At 50.5% G+C, this 19,754-nt stretch carries 13 protein-coding genes; 5 read left to right on the forward strand and 8 right to left on the reverse strand.

What is annotated here, in order from left to right; genetic code table 11:
- The first annotated feature begins 58 nt into the window (after positions 1 to 58).
- A complete protein-coding gene (locus tag ACYVH9_RS09990) occupies positions 59 to 1,177 on the forward strand; it encodes a Gfo/Idh/MocA family protein (RefSeq protein ID WP_460636167.1) in 1,119 nt (372 codons plus the stop codon).
- A 73-nt stretch (positions 1,178 to 1,250) separates the two neighbouring features.
- Complete coding sequence (locus ACYVH9_RS09995) at positions 1,251 to 5,045, forward strand: PVC-type heme-binding CxxCH protein (protein WP_460636168.1); 3,795 nt, start codon at positions 1,251 to 1,253, stop codon at positions 5,043 to 5,045.
- Positions 5,046 to 5,120: 75 nt separating this feature from the next.
- Here ACYVH9_RS09995 and ACYVH9_RS10000 read toward each other — a convergent pair whose 3' ends face one another.
- The 4 genes from ACYVH9_RS10000 to ACYVH9_RS10015 all read right to left on the reverse strand — a co-directional run bounded on the left by ACYVH9_RS10000 (position 5,121) and on the right by ACYVH9_RS10015 (position 8,960).
- Complete coding sequence (locus tag ACYVH9_RS10000) at positions 5,121 to 6,413, reverse strand: sensor histidine kinase (RefSeq protein ID WP_460636169.1); 1,293 nt, start codon at positions 6,411 to 6,413, stop codon at positions 5,121 to 5,123.
- 426 nt (positions 6,414 to 6,839) lie between these two features.
- A complete protein-coding gene (locus tag ACYVH9_RS10005) occupies positions 6,840 to 7,283 on the reverse strand; it encodes a hypothetical protein (RefSeq protein ID WP_460636170.1) in 444 nt (147 codons plus the stop codon).
- A 73-nt stretch (positions 7,284 to 7,356) separates the two neighbouring features.
- On the reverse strand, positions 7,357 to 7,902 hold the full coding sequence (locus ACYVH9_RS10010) for an RNA methyltransferase (protein ID WP_460636171.1): 546 nt from the start codon (positions 7,900 to 7,902) through the stop codon (positions 7,357 to 7,359).
- Positions 7,903 to 7,925: 23 nt separating this feature from the next.
- The gene (locus tag ACYVH9_RS10015; RefSeq protein ID WP_460636172.1) at positions 7,926 to 8,960 is read right to left on the reverse strand and encodes a hypothetical protein; all 1,035 of its coding nucleotides are present in this window, start codon (positions 8,958 to 8,960) and stop codon (positions 7,926 to 7,928) included.
- Between the two features lie 139 nt (positions 8,961 to 9,099).
- On the opposite strand from ACYVH9_RS10015, the gene mutS reads away from it, so the two are divergent.
- A complete protein-coding gene (mutS, locus tag ACYVH9_RS10020) occupies positions 9,100 to 11,778 on the forward strand; it encodes a DNA mismatch repair protein MutS (protein WP_460636173.1) in 2,679 nt (892 codons plus the stop codon).
- Positions 11,779 to 11,825: 47 nt separating this feature from the next.
- Here the strand turns inward: mutS and ACYVH9_RS10025 are convergent, their stop codons facing one another.
- The gene (locus ACYVH9_RS10025) at positions 11,826 to 12,950 is read right to left on the reverse strand and encodes a hypothetical protein (RefSeq protein WP_460636174.1); all 1,125 of its coding nucleotides are present in this window, start codon (positions 12,948 to 12,950) and stop codon (positions 11,826 to 11,828) included.
- A gap of 200 nt (positions 12,951 to 13,150) precedes the next feature.
- Here ACYVH9_RS10025 and ACYVH9_RS10030 point away from each other — a divergent pair, with 200 nt between their 5' ends.
- Positions 13,151 to 14,371 carry an MFS transporter gene (locus ACYVH9_RS10030; RefSeq protein ID WP_460636175.1) on the forward strand — a complete coding sequence of 407 codons (1,221 nt, stop codon included), beginning with the start codon at positions 13,151 to 13,153 and terminating at the stop codon, positions 14,369 to 14,371.
- 300 nt (positions 14,372 to 14,671) lie between these two features.
- Positions 14,672 to 15,220, forward strand: a complete 549-nt coding sequence (locus ACYVH9_RS10035; RefSeq protein WP_460636176.1) for a methyltransferase domain-containing protein — start codon at positions 14,672 to 14,674, stop codon at positions 15,218 to 15,220.
- A 23-nt stretch (positions 15,221 to 15,243) separates the two neighbouring features.
- On the opposite strand, the gene ACYVH9_RS10040 is transcribed toward ACYVH9_RS10035, so the two are convergent.
- The 3 genes from ACYVH9_RS10040 to ACYVH9_RS10050 form a co-directional block, all read right to left on the reverse strand.
- Positions 15,244 to 16,113 carry an AadS family aminoglycoside 6-adenylyltransferase gene (locus ACYVH9_RS10040; RefSeq protein ID WP_460636177.1) on the reverse strand — a complete coding sequence of 290 codons (870 nt, stop codon included), beginning with the start codon at positions 16,111 to 16,113 and terminating at the stop codon, positions 15,244 to 15,246.
- 255 nt (positions 16,114 to 16,368) lie between these two features.
- Entirely contained in the window at positions 16,369 to 17,892 is a 1,524-nt protein-coding gene (locus ACYVH9_RS10045) for a malate:quinone oxidoreductase (RefSeq protein ID WP_460636178.1), read from the reverse strand.
- A 135-nt stretch (positions 17,893 to 18,027) separates the two neighbouring features.
- The gene (locus ACYVH9_RS10050; protein WP_460636464.1) at positions 18,028 to 19,731 is read right to left on the reverse strand and encodes a DUF6909 family protein; all 1,704 of its coding nucleotides are present in this window, start codon (positions 19,729 to 19,731) and stop codon (positions 18,028 to 18,030) included.
- Between the last annotated feature and the right edge of the window lie 23 nt (positions 19,732 to 19,754).

A 19,754-nucleotide genomic window follows, 5' to 3' on the forward strand; every position in this document is an offset into this window, starting at 1 on the left:
CTACCGGGCAGTTCTAAATCCAAAATGAAAGACGAATGACACGATTCGTCCAAGAGGTATGAAAATCAATATTGCCATCGTCGGACTGGGCTTCGGAGCCGAGTTTATCCCCATCTACCAGCGCCATCCGCATACGAATATGTATGCCATTTGCCAGCGCAACCCCGAAAAACTTAATGAAATTGGTGACGCCTTTGGAATTGAGAAACGGTACAGCAATTATGACGAATTGCTCGAAGATCCGTCTATTGATGCGGTGCACATCAATTCGCCCATCCACAACCACGCCGAACAGTCGTTGAAAGCTCTGCGGGCGGGGAAACACGTTGCCTGTACGGTTCCTATGGCTACTTCGATTGAAGAATGCCTGGAAATTGTCAAAGCCTGCAAGGAAACGGGTAAGAAATACATGATGATGGAAACGGTGGTGTACAGCCGGGAGTTTCTGTTTGTCAAGGAATTGTATGAGAAAGGAGAGCTGGGTAAGATTCAGTTTCTGAAGGCCAGCCACCAGCAGGATATGGACGGATGGCCCGGCTACTGGCCCGGTTTGCCGCCCATGCACTACGCAACGCACTGCGTTGGGCCGGTAGCGGGCCTGTTGAAGCTCGATGCCGAATACGTGTCCTGTTTTGGTTCGGGTACCATCCGGGAAGAGCTGATTGCGCATTACAACTCTCCGTTTGCTATCGAGTCGGCGCACATTAAATTCAAGGACAGCGATTTGTCGGCCTACGTATACCGTTCTTTGTTCGATACGGCCCGGCAGTATCGGGAAAGTTTTGAGGTGTACGGTTCCCAGAAATCATTTGAGTGGCCACTCATCGAAGGGGAAGATCCGGTAATTCACACGGCCAAAAAGCCTGAACACGAGATTCCGGAGCGGGTGAAAGTGCCGGATTATGCACATTATTTACCCGTTGAAATTCAGCAATTTACTACGCAGGGAGTTTACGACTTGGCCGAAAATACCCACCTGTCGTTTACGCAGGGCAGTGGCCACGGGGGCTCACACCCGCACATGGTGCACGAGTTTGTGTCGGCTATCGTGGAAGATCGCGATCCGTTTCCTAATGCCGTGCAGTCGGCCAACTGGACGAGTGTTGGGATTCTGGCGCATGAGTCGGCAATGGAAGGCGGGAAGCTGAAAAACCTGCCCGATTACGGAGCAATATAATCCTGAAAAGTGCCGGATCGATGCCATCGTTAGCCGGTACTTTTCCAATACCATTCCTTCAAAACCAACCAATATGAAAAACAAAAACCTATTCCTGATGCTGGGTTTACTGGTTTTGTTGACCGACTGTGCTCGTCGGCAACCGGCCAGCAGCCCGCGTGACATGGGGGGGAGGCCCGGTATATCGGCGGCCAGTGACAACAAGCCGCGCCGGACAGAAATTCTATTTTTGGGCGATAATGGACACCATCGCCCGGCAGAACGTGTGCCGGAAATTATGGCTGCGCTGGGCGATAAAGGCATCAACTTTACATATACCGACCGGCTGGAAGATATCAATGCTGAAAACTTGGCTAAATACGACGGTTTACTGATTTATGCCAACTGGGACAGCATTCCGAAACCGCAGGAGCAAGCGTTGCTCGACTTTGTGGCTGGCGGCAAAGGGTTGATCCCGGTTCACTGTGCTTCGTACTGCTTCCGCAACTCGCCGGAATACGTCAAAATGGTGGGCGGACAGTTCTGGCGCCACCGGATGGATACCATTCAGACATTGACGGTGCAGCCCGGCCACCCGGCTATCATGGGCTTAAAACCGTTCAAAGCCTACGACGAAACGTACATACACAGCCAGTTACAGCCCGACAACAACGTGCTGGCGGTGCGGGAAATTAAAGCTGACCAGGTCAGCGACATGGCCGCGGCCAACCGGCCCGATCAGAAAACCGAACCGTATACCTGGACCCGTAACTACGGCAAAGGCCGTGTTTTTTACACAGCTTACGGCCACGATCAACGCACCTGGACGGTACAGGGTTTTCAGGATTTGCTGGAAAAGGGCATTCTGTGGGCCGTGGGCGACCGCGTGAAAAAACTGCACGATGATCTAAAACCGCAGGCATTCCAGTACGTGGAGGCCAATTTGCCGAACTACGAAAAGCGTTCGGGGCCGCAAATGCGTCAGCTACCGCTCTCGCCCGAAGAGTCGATGAAACACATTCAGGTGCCGGTAGATTTTACACTTGAGCAGTTTGCCCACGAACCAGACGTAATGCACCCCATTGCAATGGCCTGGGATGAACGCGGGCGGCTTTTCGTGTTGATTACCAAAGACTACCCCAATGAGCGCAAAGACACCGGTGGTACCGATTATATCTTGATTTGTGAAGACACCAATAATGACGGGAAGGCGGATAAGTTTACCAAATTCGCCGAAGGATTAAGTATCCCAACGGGTCTGACATTTTACAACGGGGGCGTCATCGTGTCGCAGGCTCCGCACATGCTCTTTCTGAAAGACACCAACGGCGACGACAAGGCGGATGAGAAAAAAATCCTGTTTACGGGCTTCGGTACGTTCGATACCCACGCTGGACCATCCAACCTCCACGTTGGTTTCGATAACTGGATCTGGGGAAGTGTTGGCTATTCCGGATTTAACGGTAAAGTGGGTGGAGATAGCCTGAAATTTGGACAGGGCTTTTTCCGGTTTAAACCCGACGGTTCGAAGCTGGAATTTGTAACCGGCACCTCCAATAACACCTGGGGGTTTGCCTTCAACGAAACCGGCGATGTATTCGGCTCTACGGCCAACAACGCGCACGGTTGGTATCAGGCCATTCCAAACCGTTATTTCCCGGGTGGGATGGGGAGCGGTAGCCGCAGCACCGATACGCACAAAGACATGAAACCGATCACGGAAAAAGTTCGGCAGGTTGATGTGTTCGGGGGATTTACAGCGGCTGCCGGACACAACTTTTACACCGCCCGCGCCTTCCCGAAAGCTTACTGGAATAAAGTAGCGTTTGTCTCGGAACCAACCGGCCATATTGTTCACCAGAACATCATGGTAAAAAACGGTACCGACTTTGAAGATACGGAAGGATTGGGTTTCAATTTGCTGGCCGGGGCCGATGAGTGGGTTGCCCCGGTTTTTGCTGAGGTCGGTCCTGATGGTGCAGTCTGGGTAGTTGATTGGTACAGCTTCATCATTCAACACAATCCGACGCCAAAAGGAGCAAAAAATGGCCTGGGGAATGCGTATGAAACGGATTTGCGGGATTACACGCACGGTCGGATTTACCGCGTTGCTTACAAGAAAGCTCCGTCGTATAAACCGTTGTCGCTGAGCAAAGATCGTCCGCAGGAATTGGTAGCCGCATTGAAAAATAATAATATGTTCTGGCGGCAAACGGCCCAGCGCCTGCTGGTGGAGCGGGCCCAGAAAGACGTGGTTCCTCAATTGCTGGAATTGGTTAAGGATCAGTCGTTGGATGAAATTGGTATTAATCCGGCGGCCATCCACGCCTTGTGGACGTTGCACGGTTTAGGGGCGTTGGACGGTTCTGATGCGAACGTTTTGCAGGGGGCCACGGCTGCTCTGAAACACGCGTGTGCTGGCGTGCGTAAAACGGCCGTTCAGGTGCTGCCCCGGAACGATGCTTCGGTCAATTCATTATTACAGGCCAATGTGTTGAACGATACCGAACCGCTGGTTGTGCTGAATACCTTGCTTGCTCTCTCGGAAATGCCGCTGAGTACAGCCGCCGAGACCGCTATTCTGACTCGTTTGAATAACGCCAAAGAAGTAAATGATCGCTGGTTACCCGACGCGTTTGCCTGTGCGTTGACGAGCCACGACGGCAAACTGATGCAGTCTTTTTTGAAACAAATGGTGCAAAACAGCAAGACGGCCGTAAAGCCGCAGGAGTCGATGAGCGGCCATCACAACCATGCGGGCATGGCGGCTCAAACCACCACTCCATCAAGCACACCGTCGTCGGACGACAAACCCGACCTAGTTATAACCCGGGTTCGTACCGAACCCGTTTCACCGTTTGTTCGCGAATCAGCCCGGATTTTTGTGGAAGTCACCAACAAAGGTGGAGTGGCCATTCCGGAAGGAACGCCGATTCCGCTGCACATTCGGATTGAAGGCCAGGGCCGGAAAATGGAATACGTCAGCCAGAAGCATACCGCCGGTCTTAAACCCGGCGAAACCGTCACCATTCAGGAAGGAAACAACGGTCCCTGGAACACGGCTTTTAGTGTATCCTTTGAAAAAGCTGGTGACTACGCCGTGGTGGCAACGGTTGATGGAAACAACGTATTACCGGAAGGAAACGAGCGCAATAACGTATTTACGCACAAACTGACGTATCGCCCACCGCAGAATATGAACGCTTTTGTGCTGGAGCGTACCATTCGGAATTATACGGTGGCGGCTCCGACCGATTCGGTAATCGCGCTGCTTCGCCTTGCTCAACAACTTGACCCCACCGGCAGTGCCGCCGTTGTCAAGGGAATTTCGGAAGGCTGGGCCCCGCGCCGGAAAGCGACGCTCAAAGAATCCGATAAAGCGTTGGTTGCGAGTTTGGTCAATACCGTTCCTTCGGAAAGCCGGGAGCGTCTGGGGCGTGTTTTGCAGGCCTGGGGTGTAGCTGCGGAGGAAGCGGTTGATCCCAACACCGAGATCGTTCGCATCAAACCCATCAAGGAAGCACTGCAATTCGACAAAAAAGAGTTTTCGGTAACGGCGGGCAAACCGGTTGAAATCATATTCGAGAACATCGATGCCATGCAACACAACATTGTGGTTGGCAAACCGAAGTCGCTGGAGGTAATTGGGGCAGCTGCGGATAAGATGATTACGGCTAAAGACGGAGCCGAAAAGAACTACGTTCCCACGATTCCGCAGGTAGTGGCAGCCTCGCCCCTGGTGAATCCCGATCAGACATACCGTCTCAAGTTTACGGCTCCCTCTCAACCGGGCGATTACCCCTTCGTTTGTACATTCCCGGGGCACTGGCGGATTATGAACGGAATTATGCGGGTAAAAGCAGCTACGGTGGAGAAAACGGCCAAATAAACCGCAGTCTGACCGAAAAAAAGAATGGAGTAAGGGCAACCCTTACTCCATTCTTTTTTTGTAGCTCATCGCTTTTTATAGCTCATTGCTCTTGACAGAAGCCCGGCTGTTGCGAATGGATTGAACGGTGGGTTGCGGAATCCGGATGCAGAATGAGCTGCCATGACCTGGTGCGCTGGTGAGGCTTAGTTTCCAGCGGTGCGCTTTCACGATCTTCTGAACATAGCTCAAGCCTAGGCCAAAACCTTTGACACTGTGGTTGCAGGAACCCGGAGCGCGGTAATAGGCATTGAATATATGCGGTTGATGCTCGGGGGCGATGCCAATGCCGTTGTCCTGCACCATGATAATGAACAGTCCGTTTTCGTTCCGGGTGATCAGGCGGATGAACGGGTCTTTGGGCGTATATTTCACCGCGTTGTCAACCAGATTGGCCAGCAGGTTGGTGAGGTGCATACGGTCGGCCTGGATAACGGGATAATGTGCTTCCAGTTCCAGGTGCAGGTAATCACCGTGGCGTTCCGCGAGGTGGTACAGCAGCTCGTGCATGTCGATGGGTACCGGGTGTAGTTTGAAAATGCCTTTGTTATCGGCACGGGCTACCGTCAGGACGGTTTCAACCTGTTGCTGTAACCGCAATGTTTCTTCCTGCACCATCCGAACATATTTAAGCATTCGCTCGGGTTGCTCCATGATTTTGGGCGAAGACAGGACATCCGCGGCTATTTTGATGGACGTAATCGGAGTCTGTAATTCGTGGGTCATGTTGTTGATAAATTCCCGCTGATCTTCCGTCTGGCTTTTTTGCGTTAGCATCCGGTAAAAGAGATACAGGAAAAAAGACACAATAGCCAGCACAATCAGGGACGCCAGAATCCAGTTGTCCAATTGCTGAGTCAGGTATTGAACCTGATTGGGAAAGCGGACCACAAAATAATAGGGTGACGAAACAGATGGGAGGGTTGTGTGCGAAGGTGAAAGCACTTCCTCCGAGTGATTGGATGAGTTGGCGTAAATAATCTGGCCGACGCGGTCATCGTAAATGCCGTACTCAAAATCCGTCAGAATCTGGTGAATTTCCAGTTCGGCACTCAGGTAAAAATCCAGTTTTCGAGAGTCGATTGGGGCATTTAAGTTTACTAGAAAATAAGCTGGTGCCAACGTAACCACCTGAACATTAACGGGGGCGTTTGTTGCGGGTTTGGCAACGCGCCGGGCCACTTCGCCCAGGGCTTTGGTGGCAGTTTGCAGAAATTGCCGTTCGCGCAATTCGTAGGCTTTTCTAATCCAGTATACCTGCGTGGAGACGATGCCAACGATGGAGAGGATAGAAAGTACGATTAAAAGTCGGGTAGTTGTTCGCGACATAGGCAATCAATTTTGAGGAACGTAAAACTCCTACTCGTTAAGACGATAGAGTTTTTGATTGGTCAACAAATCGAATGTTTTTTTAGAATTGTATTAGGAATTGCTGCCTTAGCATTCCTATTTATAGTCTTTTTGAAACGAAGGTTGAAGGAGAGCGAATTGATTTTCCAATTCGTTTTTATCAGACGTTATTGTGAATTGGTATGAGCTGCTAATTAATTGAATAGTAAGTAATAATCCAACGATGTAACCATAAATGATACTAATTAAGCGTTTCTATTTTAGTGCTCAAAGATACAGGGTGAAGCACTATTCTTCTTAAGCGTCAGAGTAGAAGGGGGTTAACGGTTTTATTCAGGGAAATAAAAAAGCGCAGAGCATTTGCCCTACGCAGAAATAATTTATCACACTGGGAAAATCTGATCTTCAGGATTCAGACGTTGACGATTCCGGCGCTGGTTTGGGAACTGAGGCTTTCCGTGTTGCTGAGGTAGCACGGGGCGTAGCCGGTTTGGCTGCTGTCGTTGCTTTAGGTTTGGCCGGAGCCTTCGGTTGAACAGCGGGTGAGGCTACGGTAATTTCGGGGGTAGTTACTGCGGCCTGCCCGTTTTGATTCGCTTTAACGGTTGCTTTCTTGGGCTTCTTAGCGTCTTTTTTGCCTTTTTCGTCTGCTTTTTTCTTAGCTTTTACCGCTTTCTTCTTCTTTTTCTCTTCTTCTTTTTTGAAGAGCTTGGCGATACGGTCGGCTAATTTGGTAGCCGATTTCGTGATGGCTTTTTTTACTTTTTTCGACTGTTCGCCAACCTCTGCTAATTTGGTTTCAATGGAACTAGCAATGTCAGTCGCCAGTGCTTTTTTTTTGGTCTTCATACAGGAGTACTGTTAAATGATGTTTCGTAAAAAAAATCTACAAACAACTACGAAAGAATCTGGAAAAACAAAATCACTGTGTTAAGTTTTTGTTAAGCTTTGTTACAAAATCCCAGCAGACAATACCGGCGCTGACGGCAATATTGAGAGAATGTTTGGTACCATATTGAGGAATTTCGAGAACTAGATCAGCGCGCTCAATCAGGCCATTGGAGACCCCGGCAACCTCATTACCAAACACAAATGCCAGTTTTTTGTTAGAAAACGGCTGAAAATCCTGTAAACTGACACTCCCTTCGGCCTGTTCGATTGCGGCAATAAGCCAGCCTTCCTGCCGCAATCGATCAGCAAGCTCAACAACATCGGCGGCATATTCCCAATCAACGGACTCGGTAGCGCCCAGCGCGGTTTTGGTAATGTCGCGGTGGGGCGGAGTGCCGGTGATGCCGCAGAGATAAATTTTCTCCGCTCGAAAAGCGTCAGCTGTCCGGAAAACCGAACCAACGTTGTTGAGGCTCCGGACACTATCCAGAATGAGGCAGTACGGGTTTTTCTTCGCTTGTTTGAAATCTTCTACGGATAGACGATGCAGTTCGTCCAGACTGATTTTTCGGGGCATGGCAATAAAGTTGAGGCCAACAATTAGGGCCGCATGGAAAAGAGTTTTGGGTAACTGGCGACGATCAGATTTCCCTTTGAATCGGTAAAAACGGAACTGCCGTGTGGAGTGTTTTTAAGCAAATCAAATTCTGGAAGCAACCATTTTCCTTCTTTCGTATATACATAGTTTACTCTGTCAACGGACATCCAGAGATTTCCGTGTTTGTCGAAAATACAGTGAGAAACTCCGCGTCCGGAATCATGCTGTCCGACGGGGATCGTCGTCAATTTGGTGAGATTCTGACCATCGTACCGAAACAGAATACCGTCCCAGTTGGCGTCTTTCACTACCAACCACAAGCCACCGTTTGGATCCTCAAAGGCATTCCAGATCGCATTGGAAATGCCCGCCCGAACGGTGAGCAGACTGGCCAGGGAGAACCGGGCAATGGCGGTCGTCAGCGTCTGATTCCGGTAGATGCGCAACTCCCCCTTGACGATTTCGAGGGAGAAATTGTCGGTGAATCTCCGCGAAGGATCGAGGTCAAGTTGCTGACTTACTTTCTTTTGCTTTATATCCCAAATCAGGAGGCTTTTGGACGTCATCAGCCAGATTTGCTGATCGGTGACCCTGACGGTTTGGTAGAGATTTCCTTTTAGGAGGCCTTCTTCAATCCAGCGTCCGTTGTTTAGTTGGTGGAGGCTGAATGCGTTAGTAAGGACTTTGGCTCCCCAGGTAATACCCGACGGGGTGGCAAACAAATGCGTGAAGGTATTTTTGGGCAGCTCGCGTATACCGGCGGGGTTCAGTACGGCCAGTCGGCCCGCGTCGTCGTTATAACCCTGGAGCAACAACTGCTGGTTGAACTGAACAGAACCGCCGTAAAAAGGGTAAGCGAGGAGTTCGGTTAACTGAACGGTTTTTCGTTCCAGCGTTTGAGCATCGGGGCCTTTCAGTTGGCTGCGATCAGAAGGGGGGGAGTCGGAGACGCCAATTTCGGAAAGCCGGCACGACTGTATCTGAAAAGTAGCCACTAGCAGCAGGACAAACGGCAAACGCTGGAAAGGTGTAGGCATGATTAGGTGGATTTGGCTCCAAGTTTATATACTTTTTAGGAAAGCACAAACAAAAGCGCATTTCTCACGACTACCCGACGAAAAGACCATCCTCTGCCTAAAATTTCGTATTTTTGTTTGAAATAACCCTACGGAATTTGTGAAAAATACCAACTTGAACAAAGCACCCAAAAAGACGACTGAGACACCACTTAACCGGCAATACAACCAAATTAAAGCCAAATATCCCGGCGCAATTCTGCTTTTTCGCGTTGGCGATTTCTACGAAACTTTCGGCGAAGATGCCGTGAAAGCCAGCCGGATTCTGGGCATAACGCTAACGAAACGGAACAACGGCGGAGCCAATGAAGATCTGGCCGGTTTTCCCCACCACTCGCTGGATACGTACCTGCCCAAACTGGTGCGGGCGGGCGAGCGAGTGGCCATCTGTGACCAGCTCGAAGACCCGGCAATGGCCAAAGGAATTGTGAAACGGGGGGTGACGGAACTGGTCACACCGGGTGTGTCCTTCAATGATAACGTGCTGGATACTCGGCGTAATAATTACCTGGCGGCTGTTCATTTTGCAAAAGGAGTGGGGCCCGATGCCCAGTTTGGGATTGCGTTTCTGGACATTTCAACCGGGGAGTTTCTGACGGCGCAGGGCAATGCGGCTTATGCCGATAAACTCCTGCAAAGTTTCAATCCGTCGGAGGTGCTGTTTTGTAAAAAACACCGGAAAGATTTCGTCGAACTCTTCGGTGATAAATTTAATACCTATACGCTGGAAGACTGGGCGTTTACCTACGACTTTTCGTATCCCCTGCTGACCCAGCATTTTCAGACTTCGTCGCTGAAAGGATTTGGCGTTGAAGGGCTGACTGACGGAATTATTGCCGCCGGGGTTGTGCTACATTACCTGCACGAAACCGAGCACAAAGAAGTAGGGCATATCGTTCGGCTCACCCGGCTGGAAGAAGACAAATACGTCTGGCTCGACCGGTTCACCATCCGGAATCTGGAGCTGGCGGCCCCGCAGCAGGACGGCGGTATTCCGCTGATTCAGGTGTTAGATCAAACCGTTACGCCAATGGGCGCCCGGCTGCTACGGAAATGGTTGCTGTTGCCGCTGAAAGACAAAACCTTGATTGAAGAACGGCTCAATACCGTTGAGTTGCTTAAAGATGGTCAATCCGAGGATGGCCAGCTCAGTTTGCGCGAAACGCTGGGGCAGCACCTCAAGCAGATTGGCGATCTGGAACGCCTGATCTCTAAGGTGGCGGTTCGGCGGATTTCGCCCCGGGAGATGGTGCAGCTAAAACGTTCGCTGGCCCACATTCAGCCCATTAAAGAATTGCTGATCAACGCCCTGGCGCAACAACCCCTCACTTCTTCGATCAAAAAATACGCCGATCAGCTCAATACCTGTACGTTTCTGGTGGATCGGATTGAAAACGAGTTGCGCGATGAAGCGCCGGTAGTGAGTAACCAGGGAGGCATGATCAAAAGCGGGGTGAATGCCGATCTGGATGCCCTGCACGCCATTGCGTTTTCGGGAAAAGATTTTCTGGTTCAATTGCAGAACCGAGAGGTGCAGCGTACGGGCATTTCCTCGCTCAAAGTAGCTTACAACAAGGTATTTGGCTATTACCTGGAAGTGTCGAACGCCCACAAATCGCGCGTACCGGAAGAATGGATTCGGAAGCAGACGCTGGTGAATGCCGAGCGGTATATTACACCCGAGCTGAAAGAATACGAAGACAAGATTCTGAATGCGGAAGATCAGATTTTTATGATCGAGCAGCGGATGTTCAACGATCTGGTGCTGGCGGCTGGCGAATACGTCAACCACATTCAGCAGAATGCCCGGGTCATTTCGGTGCTCGACGTGCTGGCGTCGTTCGCCCGCGTGGCCGAGAAAAACCGTTACGTCAAACCGACCATCACCAATGCGAACGTGTTGCAGATTAAAGATGGACGGCATCCGGTTATTGAGCAGCAACTGCCTCCCGGAGAACCGTACGTGCCGAACGATTTGTACCTCGATGATGAAACGCAGCAGATCATCATCATTACAGGGCCCAACATGGCCGGAAAATCCGCCTTGCTGCGCCAGACGGCCCTGATCGTACTGATGGCACAGACGGGTTGTTTCGTGCCGGCATCGGAAGCCGAAATCGGGATTATCGACAAGATTTTCACGCGCGTTGGGGCATCCGACAATTTGTCGCGGGGCGAGTCGACGTTTATGGTGGAAATGACCGAAACCGCCAGCATTCTGAACAACCTCAGCGAACGGAGTCTGGTCATCATGGATGAAATCGGGCGGGGAACCAGCACCTACGACGGGGTCTCCATTGCCTGGTCAATTGCCGAATACCTGCACAATCACCCGCAATACCGCGCCAAAACCCTGTTTGCAACCCACTACCACGAACTGAACGAGTTGGCCACGGATTTGCCGCGCATCAAGAACTTCAACGTGGCCGTCAAGGAGATGGGCAATAAAGTGCTTTTTCTGCGCAAACTGAAAGAAGGGGGCAGTGAGCACAGCTTCGGGATTCACGTGGCCCAGATGGCGGGCATGCCAACAAAAATTGTCAGCCGGGCGGGCGACATTCTGAAAGAGCTCGAAAGCCAACGCGAGGGCGCCGGTGATACCCGACGCGAAACGCTGCGGGAAATGCCCAAAGCCAACGACATTACGCTTAAAATTTTCGAAGCCGGCGATCCAAAAGCCGAAGCCATCAAGGAGAAGCTCCGCAAAATGGACATTAACACGCTTACGCCGATTGAAGCCCTGTTGAAGCTCAATGAATTGCTAAAAATGATTGAATAAATGGTTGGCTCCCCGTAAAGAGTAAAAGCTTTGCGGGGAGCCAACCATTACTGGACGTGCCGCGACGCCATCTGGTGTTTGGCGAGCATCTTCTTCAACTCTTCCGACCAACCCGCGTATTTTTCACCGTCTTTGGTGTCGTAACCGTTCTTGATCAGTCCGTCAGCTTCTTCAATGGCCTGATCGGGCCGGTCAAGCAAATAATTCAATACCATCAGGTTGTAGTAAGCCGAATACCGCATTTTCTGGTTGCGTTTGTCGCTGCCGGGGTATTTGTTTTTAAGCTCCTGGAAATAATCCATTACTGGCTGAAGATCACTGGCCAGTTGATCGATGGGTTGGGTGGCTACCATCCGTTTCGACAACTCCTTGACGGCTTTAATCGCGTCCTGCTGAATCGGGTATTCGGGGTGACTTTTGGAGTCCAGAATCCACAAAAACTCCCGCGTCTGGGTGGGAACGTAGCCATACCAGCGGTTGGCATCTTCATTGACCCGAATCAAAGCGTCGTTGACGTATTTGGTAATCAGGTCCGTCCGGATGGTCTGCTGGTTTTGCTCGATATAACGCCGGGCATCGGCCAGGTTTTTGTATTCAATGGTCGTATACGATAATTCGTACGGGAAATACCCGCTGGTTGTCACGCTCTTCTCCGGATCGGCCTGCGATGCATTCTGCAAAAACCGGTTGTTCTGAAGGTCCTGCGCTTTCGCTTTTTCTTTTTTACTCAGCGATTTCTCGTCGGTTCGGGTGCCGAGGATTTTGTAATTTCCGCTAAAGCTGTAGCGGACTACCATGGAATAATAATCGGTTTTGCTGGTTACTTTGCCGTCTTTGTCTTTTTTCTCGTCGGTTCGGACTTTGGTTTCGCTTTTCTCAAAACGGACGTTGCCGAACTCAATCTGAATGCCAACGGCCGGCTTGTTTTCAACCCGCTGAAAGCCTGACAGACTGATTTTTTCGTAAATCGACGCTTCCGGATACGCTGACGAAATTGAAGGGGAACAACTAACCCGGACACCGAAGGTACGGTTATCGGCCGGGGTAAACTCTCGGGGGAGAATCAGGTAACCGGCATCGAAGTAAAAGCGGTCAAGATCGACTTTCTGGGCTTGCACGGCAGAGAAAACCGTGGTCAGAACCAACGTGAAAAGGGAGTAGAGATGTTTCATGATTCAAAGTTACGCGAAGGGAAAAAAGAAAGAAACGAACTATTTATCAAACGTAAAAGAATTGGATTGAACTGGGAAAAACCGATTGCTGATTGAAACAATACGGAGAGGAGATTGGACACTTACCACATTTCGTTTAACTTCAAAGCCGCGATTGGATGCCGCACGTAATTGATCTACTTTAACCATAATCTAACCCAATGAGCTTAAAAACCCGCATTCAGCTTTCCATGATGATGTTTCTCCTCTATGCCGTGTGGGGAGCCTGGTATGGACAGATGAGTAAGTATCTTTTTACCCAATTAAATGCAACTGGTGATCAGGTTGGGAATGCCTATACGGCTTTTTCGCTGGCCATGCTGGTCGCGCCGTTTTTCGTTGGTCTGATTGCCGACCGGTATTTTGCCGCTCAGAAAGTATTGGGCGTATTGAACCTGGCCGGGGCCGCCATTCTGTTTTTTCTGCTTCAGGAAAATAACCCGGATCAGTTTTTCTGGCTGATTTTGGCCTACTGTCTGACGTTTGCGCCTTCGATGTCGCTGACAACGTCCATTGCCATGCAGCACATGAGCAATCCGGAGAAGGAGTTTCCGGGCATTCGGGTGCTGGGAACCGTAGCCTGGATTGTCATTACCAACATTGTCGGTTTTCTGAATATCGGCGGTGAATCAACCATTTTTCAGATTGCGATGTACATCGCCCTGTTTTTTGGGCTTTTTGCCTTTACGCTGCCCGACACGCCCCCCAAACCATCGGCCAACGCAACGGTGGGGCAGATTCTGGGGGTCGATGCGTTCAAGCTCCTGAAAGACCGCTCATTTGCAATCTTCTTCGTGTCGTCGGTGCTCATCTGCATTCCGCTGTCCTTTTATTACGCCATGGCCAACCCGTCGCTGACGGATTCGGGCATGACCAATGTGGAGAATAAAATGTCATTGGGACAGGCTTCTGAATTTTTCTTTATGCTCATGATTCCGCTGGCCTTCAGGCAGTTGGGTGTGAAATACATGCTGGTGGTTGGGCTAGTGGCCTGGATCATCCGTTTCGTGATGTTTGGCTATGGCGACGGCGGTTCCGGCGAATGGATGCTGTATATTGCCATTGTGTTGCACGGGGTTTGTTACGATTTCTTCTTTGTAACGGGCCAGATTTATACTGACAACAAAGCCGGTGACCGCATTAAATCCTCGGCACAGGGCCTGATTACGCTGGCGACGTACGGTATCGGGATGGGCATTGGGTCTAAACTGTCCGGCATTGTAAGGGATATTTATACCGTGAATGGCCAGGTAGATTGGACTTCCTTCTGGCTAGTTCCGGCGGGGATTGCTGCGGTGGTTCTGGTGCTTTTCCTGCTTATGTTCAATGAACAGAAAAAAAATGTACCGGCGAAGGATGAACTGGTCACCGGGCCACTATAAATCCTTGTAAGTCAAAAAAGAAAAAGGACGCTCGGATTGGCGTCCTTTTTTGTATTTTATGGGAAAAAACCGTTGCTTAAGGTATAGACAAAAAAAGGATTATGGTATATCAGAACTTAAGTGAATCCTATGAAAAGCTTCTGGTTATCAAAAAGCAAACCTGGTAAAATTGAAATTTATTACATGCAGAACTTCTTTACGGTTATTCTTCTACTTTGGTCAAGCACAGCAACGCTAGCTCAATTTGATAATGAAAATTGTTTTGACAAGCATATTCTTGACGTCCGTAACATAAAATGGATGGTAAAGCGGTACCGGGAAATATATGACTTTCGTGCCAATGAAAACATCGCTAGTGTAGGAGCCGGAAGTGGTGTTCGGGAGGTGATTTATTCCCTGATGACAGACAGCCTGACCCTGTATTTGCAGGATCTGAACCCGGTTTGTTTGCAGCCAGAAACACTCTCACAGACCATCCGGCAAGTCTATGAAACCGTCGGCCAAGTCAGTACGGCCCGGTTTATTCCCATTCGGGGGAAGGAAAAGGAAACGCGCTTGCCAGAACAGTTTTTCGACAAGATTATTGTGGAAAATAGCCTCCACGAATTTGATCATCCCAATGAAATGCTGGCCAGCATTCGGAAAAATTTGAAGCCCAACGGCCAGTTGTTCATTTGGGAAAATATAAGCAGAAAGCCCGGCCGTAAGCATCAGGGATGCCGAAAACTGCTCTTTACCGACGAAAGTCTGACTCATTTGCTGAACACAAACGGGTTTCATTTCGTCGCTAAGACCATTGTCGATCCGGAATTTCGTAATGTAATTATGTATCAGTTTACGCCTGAGTAAGCCACGATTGATCCAGCAAGTGATTAAGGCTGGTTGTTCCTCACAAAACGCAAATAGTCCCGAATGTCATTTTCCAATTTAACAGGATACGAATAGCTCAACTTCAGGGCCAGTTCAGTTCCCAATTCGTGGCCGAGATCGGCGTAGGCCAGCAAGGCCCGCCAGTTATCATCCCGATCGCTGCCCGAAAACGTTGCTTCGACTTTGTGCCACATCGCCGGCGACAAAAACCGTTTAAAGAGCCTGCCGTGCTTGTTGGTTGTGATACCCCACTGGTGTTCAATGCCGATAGACCATTCAAGTATCGGGACCAGATACTGGGTGCGCATCATGTTTTCCAGCATGAACTTCGCATAGAAAAGGTCGTCGCGTGCCAGGCATTTTGCTACATACGTCATGTCCCACCAGAAATCGTTGAAAACGTGGGCAAATTCGGCTTCCGACGGTTTTTTAATCAAAACCGATTGGTAGGTTGGCGGTTTCAGATTTTTAGTGAGCCCGTCTTTATCGACCAATACCTTGTACCCGATATCCCAGTCTTCCGGTAGTTCAGGACTGTCTATCTCGCGCAGAAACTCTGAGATGGCATACAGTTTAAAATCAACCTTGGTATAGTCTTCATACAAAACCATTCGCATGGCGTGTTTGTACGCGAAGACTTCTTCGTCTTCAATCACTTGGGCAATGACAGTTCCAAACGTGGAAAGCCAGGCATGGTCAGACAAAAAATGGGGTAAATCAGCAACCACCAGCTCAATATCCAGGTCGCTGAACTGGTCAACGGGGGCGTTGGGGCTCACCAGCGAACTGGTTAGTAAAACTACCCGAACCAAGTCTTGGCTGGTGGCCCATTCTACGATTTGTTGTAATTTTTCGTCTCGCTTATCGTTCACAGGGGAGGTTACTTTGGCTCCAGCAAAAATAAAGAAAGTTGCCGGTCGGAGCGGGCCATCGGTAAATTCGTCTTGCGGAAATTGCCGTCCGTTCGGGCGGAAAACGTGGTTTTGATCTGTAGTTAGCCCGGATTTCTATGTGGTAAAACCGATTGTTAAGTGATTGATGCGCTGAATAACAAAGAATAAGCCTGCAAGGTCTTTGAGACCTTGCAGGCTTTAGGTTGGTTAAGTAACCAGCAGGTATTTGATGAGTTAGTCGGTTGTGTAAACCGCGACATCCAGCCCCAGGATTTCGCTGGTACTCCGGCGGATGTCGTCGGTCAGGGCCGAGTCTTTCGCAAGGGATTTACCGTACGACGGAATCATTTGCTTCAGTTTATTTTGCCATTCGTCGGAAGCCATTTCCTTTTTGAAGCAGCGGCCCAGCAGATCGAGCATGATGGAAACGGCCGTAGATGCACCCGGAGACGCACCCAGCAGGGCCGCAATACTGCCATCGGCAGCACTTACTACTTCGGTACCAAACTCGAGTACACCCCCTTCTTCTTCGTCTTTCTTAATCACCTGCACGCGCTGGCCCGCCATTTCCAGGTCCCAATCTTCCATTTTCGCGTTCGGAAAATATTCGCGCAGCGCGGCCATCCGATCTTCCGGCGATTGCATCACCTGCTCAATCAGGTACCGGGTCAGCGGAATATTGTGCAGACCCGCCATCAGCATAGGTGCCAGGTTGGTCATCTGAATCGACTTGGGCAAATCCATGTACGAGCCGTGTTTCAGAAACTTGGTCGAGAAACCGGCGTAAGGCCCAAACAGCAGCTCTTTCTGGTCGCCGATCATGCGCGTATCGAGGTGCGGCACCGACATCGGGGGCGCACCCACCGAAGCTTTACCGTATACTTTGGCTGCGTGCCGTTCCACCACTTCGCGGTTTGTGCATTTCAGCCATTGACCGCTTACCGGAAAACCGCCGTACCCCCGACTTTCGGGAATGTCCGATTTTTCGAGCAGCCGCAGGGAACCACCACCGGCCCCGATAAAGACAAACTTCGCCTGTACATCGCGAACCTTGCCGGTTGTTACGTTCTCCACCCGAACTTTCCAGCCGCCCATGCTTTTCGAGCGCCACAGATCGCGGACATCGTGGGCAAAGTGGATTTTAACGCCCTTCATATCGTAAAGCCGGTAGAACATGGCCCGGGTCAAGGCGCCAAAGTTTACATCGGTACCAATATCCATGCGGGTTGCGGCCACTTTTTCGTCTGGTTTCCGGCCTTCCATCACCAGCGGAATCCATTTTTCCAGCTGGGCTGGATCTTCGGAATACTGCATGCCGTGGAAGAGGTGACTTTTCTGAAGGGCATCGTAACGCTTCCGGAGGTATTCTACGTTTTTTTCACCCCAGACAAAGCTCATGTGTGGAATGGCCCGAATGAAATCCGGGGCATCGTGCAGAAAGTTCTCTTTGATCAGGTGCGCCCAGAATTGCTTCGACACTTCAAATGATTCCGCAATTTTGATGGCTTTTTTGGTATCAATCGTTCCGTCAGATAGTTCGGGGGTATAATTCAGTTCGCAGAAAGCCGCGTGCCCCGTTCCGGCGTTGTTCCAGGCGTCGGAGCTTTCAGCGGCAGCACCATCGAGCCGTTCGAAGATTTCGATGGTCAGATCGGGTTGCAGTTCTTTCAACAGAACGCCGAGTGTGGCGCTCATGATACCAGCTCCAATCAGAACAACGTCGGGAGTACTGGATACGACTTTATTGCGCGTAGGCATGGGAAGACATTAGCAATGGTTGAGTTCTTGGAAAAATTACAAAATCCACCGCAAAGATGTTCCAAAAAGTTAGTATAGTGCACAAAGTCTTTGATTAATCAAACTTGTTCGCCGATTTGTGAACAAACCGCTGAGTTAATGGTTTTTAAAAATTTTTTCCAAGCATTTCAGCGTAATCAGGTACGTTGGTTTGACTCCCAGGGTACCCAGGCTGCCTGAGGCCAACGTTGCACCGGTGAGCAGCGGGTTGTCAGATGCGTAGTACGCGTAACGGATTTTGACGTCGGGCCGGATGCTATTCCGAATTTTGGCGTGCGACTGAATGGCTTTCTGGTAGTGTGCTCCTTCCATTTCCAGTCCTACGGCTTTCCAGGATGAATTCTTGAAATACGACAGAATATCTTTGTTCTGAAGCGAGGTTCCCAGAACCGTAATCATCGCCCCCTCGTATACGTCGATGCCAAAGCCTTCAAAATCGGCTTTTGAAAAATCGTTCTCCAGCGGATAGTTGTCGGCTGTGCCTTCAAAAATGTGGGCGGTCGGAATCATCAGGTCACCTTTGTCGCCGGTTAAAATACCGGCTTTGCCCATGATGGAGATGGAAGCCACGTTCAACGTATACGGCATATCGCCATCAAACGGTTTTAGCAATTCGTCCATCGTCTCAAATGCCTGTTCACCAAAGGCGTAATCCATCACCAGCAGGAGCGGTTTTTCCGTTTCGGCCAATCCCGAATTGTAGGGTAGTTCGGGCGCTAACCGGCTGGTGTCGATCTGGGCCGTATCAATCAGCTGAACCAGCAGATTGGTGCCGCCAGGGTCTTCCAGTTCATGCAGGCCGTGCACCTGGGCGTAGCTGTCGACCTGATGACGGAGCTCCTGCTGGTTGGGCTGGCTGAGTTTGTAAGCCAGATCGAATAAATTGTCCCAGGAAGTCGCTTCGGCCAGGGCCGCCGATGCATACAGGCAGTTAACAACACTGTGCGGATTGGCGCTAATGACGTGAATGGGGCGTTGCTGCCAGCTGTTTTCCCGAATAACCTGCTTGATCCGGCTGGCCCAGCGTTCGCCGTACAGGTGTTGCCCAACGCGTTCGCGGAGCATGGGCGTGAAGTTGATCTCGCGGTCGACGTTCTGCTCCTGGACTTCCCGGACCGACGTTCGGCCCAGTCCGTACACGATCTGAAACAAACCGCTGTTGGTGCCCGCCGTGGCTTCAAAACGGTAGTAAGCCTGCTGGGTTTCTTCGAAGGTTCGGCCCAGAATCGAGCTCAGGTACATCAGCGCCAGTTCGCGTTCCTCTTCCTGAACCGTGCCGCCCGACTGAATGATCGCTTCCAGTTTTTCCCACTCCCGAAGCTTGTTGCCGCGTTCCAGGAAGACGTTCTGCCGAATTTTGTCGGCTTCCATGAACATGAACGTCAGGTGGGTAAGGATGTCGTAAATTTCAGAACGGCCATTCGTAACTTCAATAACCATCTGCTCCTTATCGACCCGGTAGCAATTCCGACGGCGTTTGGCCGGAACCAGTACCGGAAACCGTGAATGTTCGAAGCCTTCGCGTGACACCAGCGTGATAACCCGGCAGGCTTCAATGCCTTTGGGCAGGCGGTCCATGACGTAGACCAGCCCGTCCAGTTCCACCCGCTGTGGATCATTCACCGATCCGTAAATTTCGGGGCGAAGGGTCAGTAGCGCCTGCCGAATTTCTTCGCCGGATACCCCGGAGGGTTTGTAAAAGCCCCGGTTGAACAAGTGACGCATGGTAATATACAGCCGCTCGATGGCCAGACGGGATTCCTGAGCGCGGGTGAGTGGTGGCGAAAAATCGGTGTGCATCGAATTCGTAGTCATGATTCGCA

It is taken from the genome of Larkinella harenae (assembly GCF_054780515.1).

Bases quoted from the DNA above. Each gene is read 5' to 3' on its own strand.
- ACYVH9_RS09990 (WP_460636167.1), top strand. From the start codon at position 59: ATGAAAATCAATATTGCCATCGTCGGACTGGGCTTCGGAGCCGAGTTT.
- ACYVH9_RS09995 (WP_460636168.1), top strand. From the start codon at position 1,251: ATGAAAAACAAAAACCTATTCCTGATGCTGGGTTTACTGGTTTTGTTG.
- ACYVH9_RS10000 (WP_460636169.1), bottom strand. From the start codon at position 6,413: ATGTCGCGAACAACTACCCGACTTTTAATCGTACTTTCTATCCTCTCC.
- ACYVH9_RS10005 (WP_460636170.1), bottom strand. From the start codon at position 7,283: ATGAAGACCAAAAAAAAAGCACTGGCGACTGACATTGCTAGTTCCATT.
- ACYVH9_RS10010 (WP_460636171.1), bottom strand. From the start codon at position 7,902: ATGCCCCGAAAAATCAGTCTGGACGAACTGCATCGTCTATCCGTAGAA.
- ACYVH9_RS10015 (WP_460636172.1), bottom strand. From the start codon at position 8,960: ATGCCTACACCTTTCCAGCGTTTGCCGTTTGTCCTGCTGCTAGTGGCT.
- ACYVH9_RS10025 (WP_460636174.1), bottom strand. From the start codon at position 12,950: ATGAAACATCTCTACTCCCTTTTCACGTTGGTTCTGACCACGGTTTTC.
- ACYVH9_RS10030 (WP_460636175.1), top strand. From the start codon at position 13,151: ATGAGCTTAAAAACCCGCATTCAGCTTTCCATGATGATGTTTCTCCTC.
- ACYVH9_RS10035 (WP_460636176.1), top strand. From the start codon at position 14,672: ATGGTAAAGCGGTACCGGGAAATATATGACTTTCGTGCCAATGAAAAC.
- ACYVH9_RS10045 (WP_460636178.1), bottom strand. From the start codon at position 17,892: ATGCCTACGCGCAATAAAGTCGTATCCAGTACTCCCGACGTTGTTCTG.
- ACYVH9_RS10050 (WP_460636464.1), bottom strand. From the start codon at position 19,731: ATGCACACCGATTTTTCGCCACCACTCACCCGCGCTCAGGAATCCCGT.